The following is a 6163-nucleotide window of genomic DNA, read 5'->3' as shown; positions in this document are numbered from 1 at the left end:
ACACTAATCCTAACCAGATACTCACAAACTTAAATGTGTCTAATACTGGGTAGTCATCTTTAGGAAAATTAGATAGATAAGTTTTGACAATATGTCCAAAATTTGATATCATCGCTTCAATTATTCTAATATTTCTGCCCTTTATTCTATCATTTTAAAGGGCTTTTTTTCTCTTTATAACTATCGTTCAACACTTCTGGGTCTGATGTTATTGGTAATTATTGAAGCCAGCTATATTTTCTTACATTCCTTCGTTTAGATAAATCATTTATATGGAAAATCATCAAAGCGTGGCGATCGCTATTTTTCCCTACAATCCGACAGATAGATGATCTAAACAAGCCCTGAAAAGTGAGGTACTGAATTTTTGAGCAAGGTCAACAGACCAAGCAGAGAAAGTTGTGGTTTTCTAGTTCTGCTTGCCTGGGTTGTTAAAACAGACATGAGGCGATCGCCGGAGAGATCTGCTGAACGGTGCGCCAACCATCGGAAGAAATCCTTGGCAGAAGTTACTGCTTAACATCTAACACCGAATCCGGTGCTATAGTGGTGGCACGGCAAATCAAGTATTCCCCCGCCTAGTCATTGACACCAATGTAGTTTTAGAAGGATTAACAAAACAAGGAGGTGCCTCAGGACTAATTATTGAAGCTTGGTTAGCCAAACTTTTTGTAGTTAATGTCTCCACGGCGATCGCCTATGAATATCAAGATGTCCTCGCCCGTAAACTTTCAGCCCATCGTTGGCAAACACTAAAGCCAGTGTTAGGAAAACTACTAAGTCTTGCTGAATTTACAACAATCTATTTTACTTGGCGGCCCACTTCCCCAGATCCTGGTGATGATTTGATAATTGACTGTGCTATGAATGCCAATGCGGCGATCGTTATCTCAAACATCAAAGATTTTCGGAGTGCTCAACAGATTTTAGGATTACAAATTTTTACCCCTGTGGAATTGATTTTAAAACTGATTAATAATAATTAAATATGAGTCGTTTAACCTTAAGATTACCCGAAAGCTTACATCAACAATTAAGTCATCAAGCCTCACAAGAGGGAGTATCCTTAAATCAATATATTGTCTATGCCCTAACAAGACAAATTACCCAGCAATATCTTGTTAAGCCTGTTTTATCTGAAGATATAGAAAAACAACAGGCTTCATTTCTTAGTCTTCTTAACAATTTAGGTACAGCCACATCAGAAGATATTCAGTTAGTCTTAGAAGAACGGGAAATAGTAGCATCTGAAGATGAATTAACCCCAGATATTGTGGCTCAATTCCAGCAAAAAATAAAGACAAATTCTTAGACAAAAATCAGTTTGTATTTAGGGAAATATTGAAAATAATAAACTGATTAACCAGAACTAAAAACTAAGCCAAATTTAAAAAGAAATTGTTGATAATGCTTGTTCCTTTTCCTGTTCAGAAACTTCGAGATAATGGGATAACACATTCAAATTCTTGTGGCCACTAATCTTTTGAATAACCCGCAGATTAATCCCCTTCCGACACATCATCGTTAACGCAGTGCGGCGGAAAGAATGGGTTGATACCCCCCTAACGCTAATTCTGTCAGTGGCGGCCTTCAAAATTTTATGGGCCATGGAAGGATGAAGATGGGACCCCACCCGTTTGCCCCGAAAGACATAGGAAGATGGAAACCTAACAAATTGTTGGGCTTGCCGGTACTCATCAAATAAAACTTGCAACGCTGGGGAAATGGCCACAGTGCGACTGGATTTGGTTTTAGTTTTTTCAATGCGGAAAGTCATCGCATCAGTGGTGATATCAGCCCAGGCCAGGGAACAAGCTTCCCCAATGCGGCAACCAGTGTAAAGACAGATGCCAAACAAGAGGCGATCGCGGGGAGTGAGCAACCCAACGGTGAACAGGTCATGTAATTCCTGTTCAGTTAATACTTTTGCCTGCCCCTGGCGGTTAATTTTCATTCAATAAAATTCATAAAATATTGAATAACTCCCACAACCCTAATTCTATCGTGGAATTTTTTCGACTTTCCATCGCTCAACATAAATTATTGCTAATTATTCTCAGTTGATAAATTCCGACAGCTACCACCATCGCCAAAATCGTCTGTTATGCCTTTTTGCTTAGGAAAATGATGTAGTTAACCTGAAAAGTTAAATGTGAGGGTTACAGGTGATTCTCAAGGGTGTAATTTGTACTAGCTTGATTTTATTTTCTTGTTGGATTCGTTCATACACAAGCAGGGCAGGCAAATGATCAAGCGCTATCAATGCTATCATTTGAGTAATGACCAAGACCAAGAGTTTGTTTTGGGCTGGAGGTAGTGGATGGCTAATTTAATTGTTCGCAATATTGATGAAGCGGTGGTGGTGGCCCTGAAAAAGCGGGCGGGGCAACATGGCATTAGTGCCGAAGCAGAACATCGCAAAATCCTAGAGCAGGCCCTATTACGACTTCCCCGAAAGCCCTTTGCCGAGGTGCTCCGCCAGATTCCCAATGTGGGCAATGACTCAGATTTTGAGCGAATACAGGATGACAGAGCCAGTCAAATATTTGATTGATACCAACGTTATTAGTGAGCTACGGAAACAAGATAGGGCCGACCCCGGTGTACTAGCATTTTTTCAGCAAGCTCAGCATCTCTATTTGAGTGTGATTACCATTGGGGAATTGCGGCGGGGTGTGGAATTAATCAGGCATCGGGGAGATGTTCAACAAGCCAATTTACTGGAGGAGTGGTTGGAAATTGTAATTGCTGATTACGCTGACCACATCCTAGATTTCACCATCTTCGAGGCTCAAGTTTTGGGAAAGTTGCGGGTTCCTAATCCCCATAACGCCCTAGATAAACAAATTGCCGCCACTGCCCTTAGTTATGGACTGACCCTAGTTACTCGCAATGTCAAGGATTTTGCCGACACAGGAGTTTGTTTGCTTAATCCTTTCACCGGCAATCAATAATCCAAATAAAAACCCTGATTTTAGCTAGGGCTGTAGTGGTCTAACACTGATCAGGAGAATCTTAGGGGTTGGGGGTTGTTCGATTAAGGATCTCCGTCAGTACTGCATTTCATGACAGATTTTCCTTGGGAATTAAAAGAATTAGAAAAAAGAAGATTAAATATTATCTTAGAAATTTTAGAAGGAAGAGAAATAATAGTAATAATAGATGAAACAGGAGACCCCAAAAAAGGGAAAACAACAGATTATGTAAAAAGACAATATATTGGAAATTTAGGAAAAATAGAAAGCGGTATAGTGTCAGTAAATGCTTATGGTTACTGCGATGGAGTAACGTTTACTCTAGAATCAAAAGTATTTAAACCAAAAGAAAGATTAAAAGAGGGAGATAAGTATAAAACAAAGCCGGAATTAGCAGTAGAGATAATAAAAGAACTAGAAGAAAGTGGTTTTAAAATAAAAAGAGTAGTGTCAGATAGCTTATATGGAGAAAGCCATAGCAATTTTATCAGTGCTGTAGAGGAATTAAAAATAGAATATGCAGTGGGAATCTGGAGCAATCATGGGGTCTGGCTTCCAAAGGAAGCTAAAGTAAGGGCAAATAAGTGGAGGAGGTTTGAACACATAAGATGGGATGGAAAACAGGAAGATAGGTATATTAGAGAAATAGTTTATGGTAAAAAAGCGCAATAAGATATTGGGAAATTAAAACAGAAACAGAAAAAAAGGAGGAAAAAGCAGGATGGTTTCTAATGACTTGAATACCAGATATTAAATATAAAGAAGTTGGCAGAATATATGGAGTAAGATCATGGATAGAATATGGATTTAAGCAATGCAAAAGTGAATTAAGATGGGCAGATTTTAGGGCAACTCATTATGAGCAAATTCAAAAATGGTGGGAATTAGTGATGTGTGCATATTGTATGATTTGTTTTTATGATGAGAATTTTAATTCGACTCTAAATTCAACGTCAAAGTATCATCAAAAGCATGAAAAATGGGATAAAGAAGAAGGGTGGAAAAAATGGCTAAACAACCTACGATTAGTGATCTCTGTATTTAATGCAATAAATCTTATCAAAAAGTGGTTAAAAGTATTTCCATTTGCCCATATTTTGGATGAATTAACTAAACTTTACAACAAGGTTAATAAGCTAGATCGATTAAAGTATTTGCTAAATTCATGGAATACATTCTATTCTTCTTCTGCCTAGATTGATGAAAGAGGGATAACTGCCAAAGGTTATTCATCTGTGTTGATGATTGCCGGAAATGTTAAAAGATAGGCTACAGAGCTAAAAATAGCATTAATGGAAAAATCAACGGATTATTTGACTGGGGTGATTGAGCGCATTACGTTCCATTCCGAGGAAACTGGGTACACGGTGGCGCGCCTACAAATGTCTAGGGCTAAGGAATTAACGACGGTGGTGGGGAATTTTGCCAATATCCAAGCGGGGCAAACCCTGAAATTAGCAGGCATTTGGAAAGAACATCCCAAATACGGTTCTCAGTTCCAGGTCAATAATTACCACGAAACCAAGCCAGCTACGTTGACGGGCATTGAAAAATACCTAGGCAGTGGCCTAATCAAAGGGGTAGGGCCGGTGACAGCGAAAAGAATTGTGGCTCATTTTGGTTTGGAAACCCTGGAAATTATTGAGGGGGAGAGCGATCGCCTGATGGAAGTAACAGGCATTGGCAAGAAACGGGTCAGGATGATTCAAAGAGCATGGGCGGAACAGAAAGCGATTAAAGAAGTGATGCTTTTCCTCCAGGGCCATGGGGTATCCACCACCTACGCAGTCAAAATTTATAAAGAATATGGAGATGATGCAATCCGGGTTGTGACCCATAACCCCTACCAATTGGCGGACGATATTTTTGGTATTGGTTTTCTAACGGCGGATAAGATTGCCCAACAGGTCGGCATTGACCCCACGTCTAAGTTTCGTTATCGGGCAGGAATTCTCCATACCCTTGGGGAAGCGGCGGAACAGGGCCATTGTTATCTCCCCCAACCAGAATTGATCAAAGCGGCGATCGCCAAGTTGAGTACGGAAGAATATGAAGCAATGGCAGAGGCATTACTAGCGGTAATTGAGGAAATGGTGGCAGTGCAGGATTTGATACGGGAAATATTAAGTGAGGAGGAAATATTGCTATTCAAGCCCACTTTTTATCATACGGAATGCAAATTGGCCGGTTATGTGAAGCAAAAGTTAGTTAATAGCCAAATTATTGACATAGATAGAGTAAAAACCTGGATTAACCGTTATACAGACAAAAATGAACTGGAATTATCTAAACAACAATATACCGCTGTCTTATTGGCGGCTACGACGGGAGTAATGATTCTCACGGGTGGCCCTGGGACGGGCAAAACCTTTACTACCCGCACCATTGTCGCTCTTTGGAGAGCGATGGGTAAAAAGATTGGTTTAGCGGCTCCCACAGGTAGGGCGGCTCAAAGATTAGGGGAAATGACGGGGTTGGAAGCAAAAACATTGCATCGTTTGCTGGAATTTGATCCCAATAGCATGGGCTTTAAGCGTAATGAAGATAATCCTTTGCCCTTTGATGCGGTGATTGTGGATGAGTCCTCTATGTTGGATTTATTCCTAGCCCATTCCCTCCTCAAAGCTATTTCTCCCAATACTCAACTGCTATTGGTGGGGGATATTGACCAGTTACCTTCTGTGGGGCCCGGTAGTGTGTTGGGGGATTTGATTGCTTCAGAGCAGATAACCATGGTCAGGTTAAACCAAGTTTTTCGTCAGGCGGCGGCTAGTGCCATCATTCGCCATGCTCATCAAATTAACAGGGGTCAATATCCGCCAATGGAAGCTATTTCTGATCAGCCTCTATCAGATTGTCTTTGGCACAATGGTGGCACAGAACCAGACCATGGAGTGCAATTAATTGGGGAATTACTAACAGATTTTATTCCGAAACAAGGTTTTAATCTCCTTCAGGATGTCCAGGTATTGTGTCCTATGCAACGGGGAATAATTGGTGCTCGTAATTTGAATGCGGTGGTGCAATCTATAGTAGTTTCAAATAAAGCTGAGACGCTAAACGCCACAGTAAGAACGGATAATTTCATCAAGAGACGTGTCAATAGGAGCGTACATTCTAGCTCGTTTCAAGGCACTAAAGTCATGCTCAATATCATTTAAATCAGGAGAATATTTCGGCAAAAAAAG

At 40.4% G+C, this 6163-nt stretch carries 7 protein-coding genes and 2 pseudogenes; 6 read left to right on the top strand and 3 right to left on the bottom strand.

Annotated features, from left to right (window positions below):
- A pseudogene (locus H6G46_RS17715) lies at positions 1 to 112 on the bottom strand (IS4 family transposase); the annotation flags it as partial.
- A 421-nt stretch (positions 113 to 533) separates the two neighbouring features.
- Between H6G46_RS17715 and H6G46_RS18580 the strand changes: the two are divergent.
- Together H6G46_RS18580 and H6G46_RS17705 are read left to right on the top strand one after the other, a co-directional pair.
- Positions 534 to 986: a putative toxin-antitoxin system toxin component, PIN family gene (locus H6G46_RS18580; RefSeq protein ID WP_048908403.1), complete on the top strand. Its 453-nt coding sequence runs from the start codon at positions 534 to 536 to the stop codon at positions 984 to 986.
- Between the two features lie 2 nt (positions 987 to 988).
- On the top strand, positions 989 to 1312 hold the full coding sequence (locus H6G46_RS17705; protein WP_011153675.1) for a YlcI/YnfO family protein: 324 nt from the start codon (positions 989 to 991) through the stop codon (positions 1310 to 1312).
- 75 nt (positions 1313 to 1387) lie between these two features.
- Here H6G46_RS17705 and H6G46_RS17700 read toward each other — a convergent pair whose 3' ends face one another.
- Positions 1388 to 1954, bottom strand: coding sequence for a site-specific integrase (locus H6G46_RS17700; protein ID WP_011153674.1), 567 nt, complete (start codon positions 1952 to 1954; stop codon positions 1388 to 1390).
- Positions 1955 to 2320: 366 nt separating this feature from the next.
- Here H6G46_RS17700 and H6G46_RS17695 point away from each other — a divergent pair, with 366 nt between their 5' ends.
- The 4 genes and pseudogenes from H6G46_RS17695 to H6G46_RS17680 all read left to right on the top strand — a co-directional run.
- A complete protein-coding gene (locus H6G46_RS17695; RefSeq protein ID WP_011153673.1) occupies positions 2321 to 2554 on the top strand; it encodes a DNA-binding protein in 234 nt (77 codons plus the stop codon).
- Positions 2526 to 2954: a type II toxin-antitoxin system VapC family toxin gene (locus tag H6G46_RS17690; protein WP_011153672.1), complete on the top strand. Its 429-nt coding sequence runs from the start codon at positions 2526 to 2528 to the stop codon at positions 2952 to 2954. The genes H6G46_RS17695 and H6G46_RS17690 overlap by 29 nt, the downstream gene beginning before the upstream one ends.
- Positions 2955 to 3065: 111 nt before the next feature.
- Positions 3066 to 3647, top strand: coding sequence for an IS701 family transposase (locus H6G46_RS17685; RefSeq protein ID WP_011153671.1), 582 nt, complete (start codon positions 3066 to 3068; stop codon positions 3645 to 3647).
- A gap of 620 nt (positions 3648 to 4267) precedes the next feature.
- Positions 4268 to 5782: pseudogene (locus H6G46_RS17680) on the top strand (AAA family ATPase); the annotation flags it as partial.
- A gap of 249 nt (positions 5783 to 6031) precedes the next feature.
- Here the strand turns inward: H6G46_RS17680 and H6G46_RS18575 are convergent.
- Positions 6032 to 6163 (bottom strand): transposase (locus H6G46_RS18575; protein ID WP_190759818.1); only part of this gene is annotated, 132 nt, incomplete at its 5' end.

Source organism: Synechocystis sp. FACHB-908 (assembly GCF_014698595.1).
In the GTDB taxonomy this organism is placed as follows: Bacteria; Cyanobacteriota; Cyanobacteriia; order Cyanobacteriales; family Microcystaceae; genus Synechocystis.
This window is presented reverse-complemented; position numbering and strand designations above follow the sequence as displayed.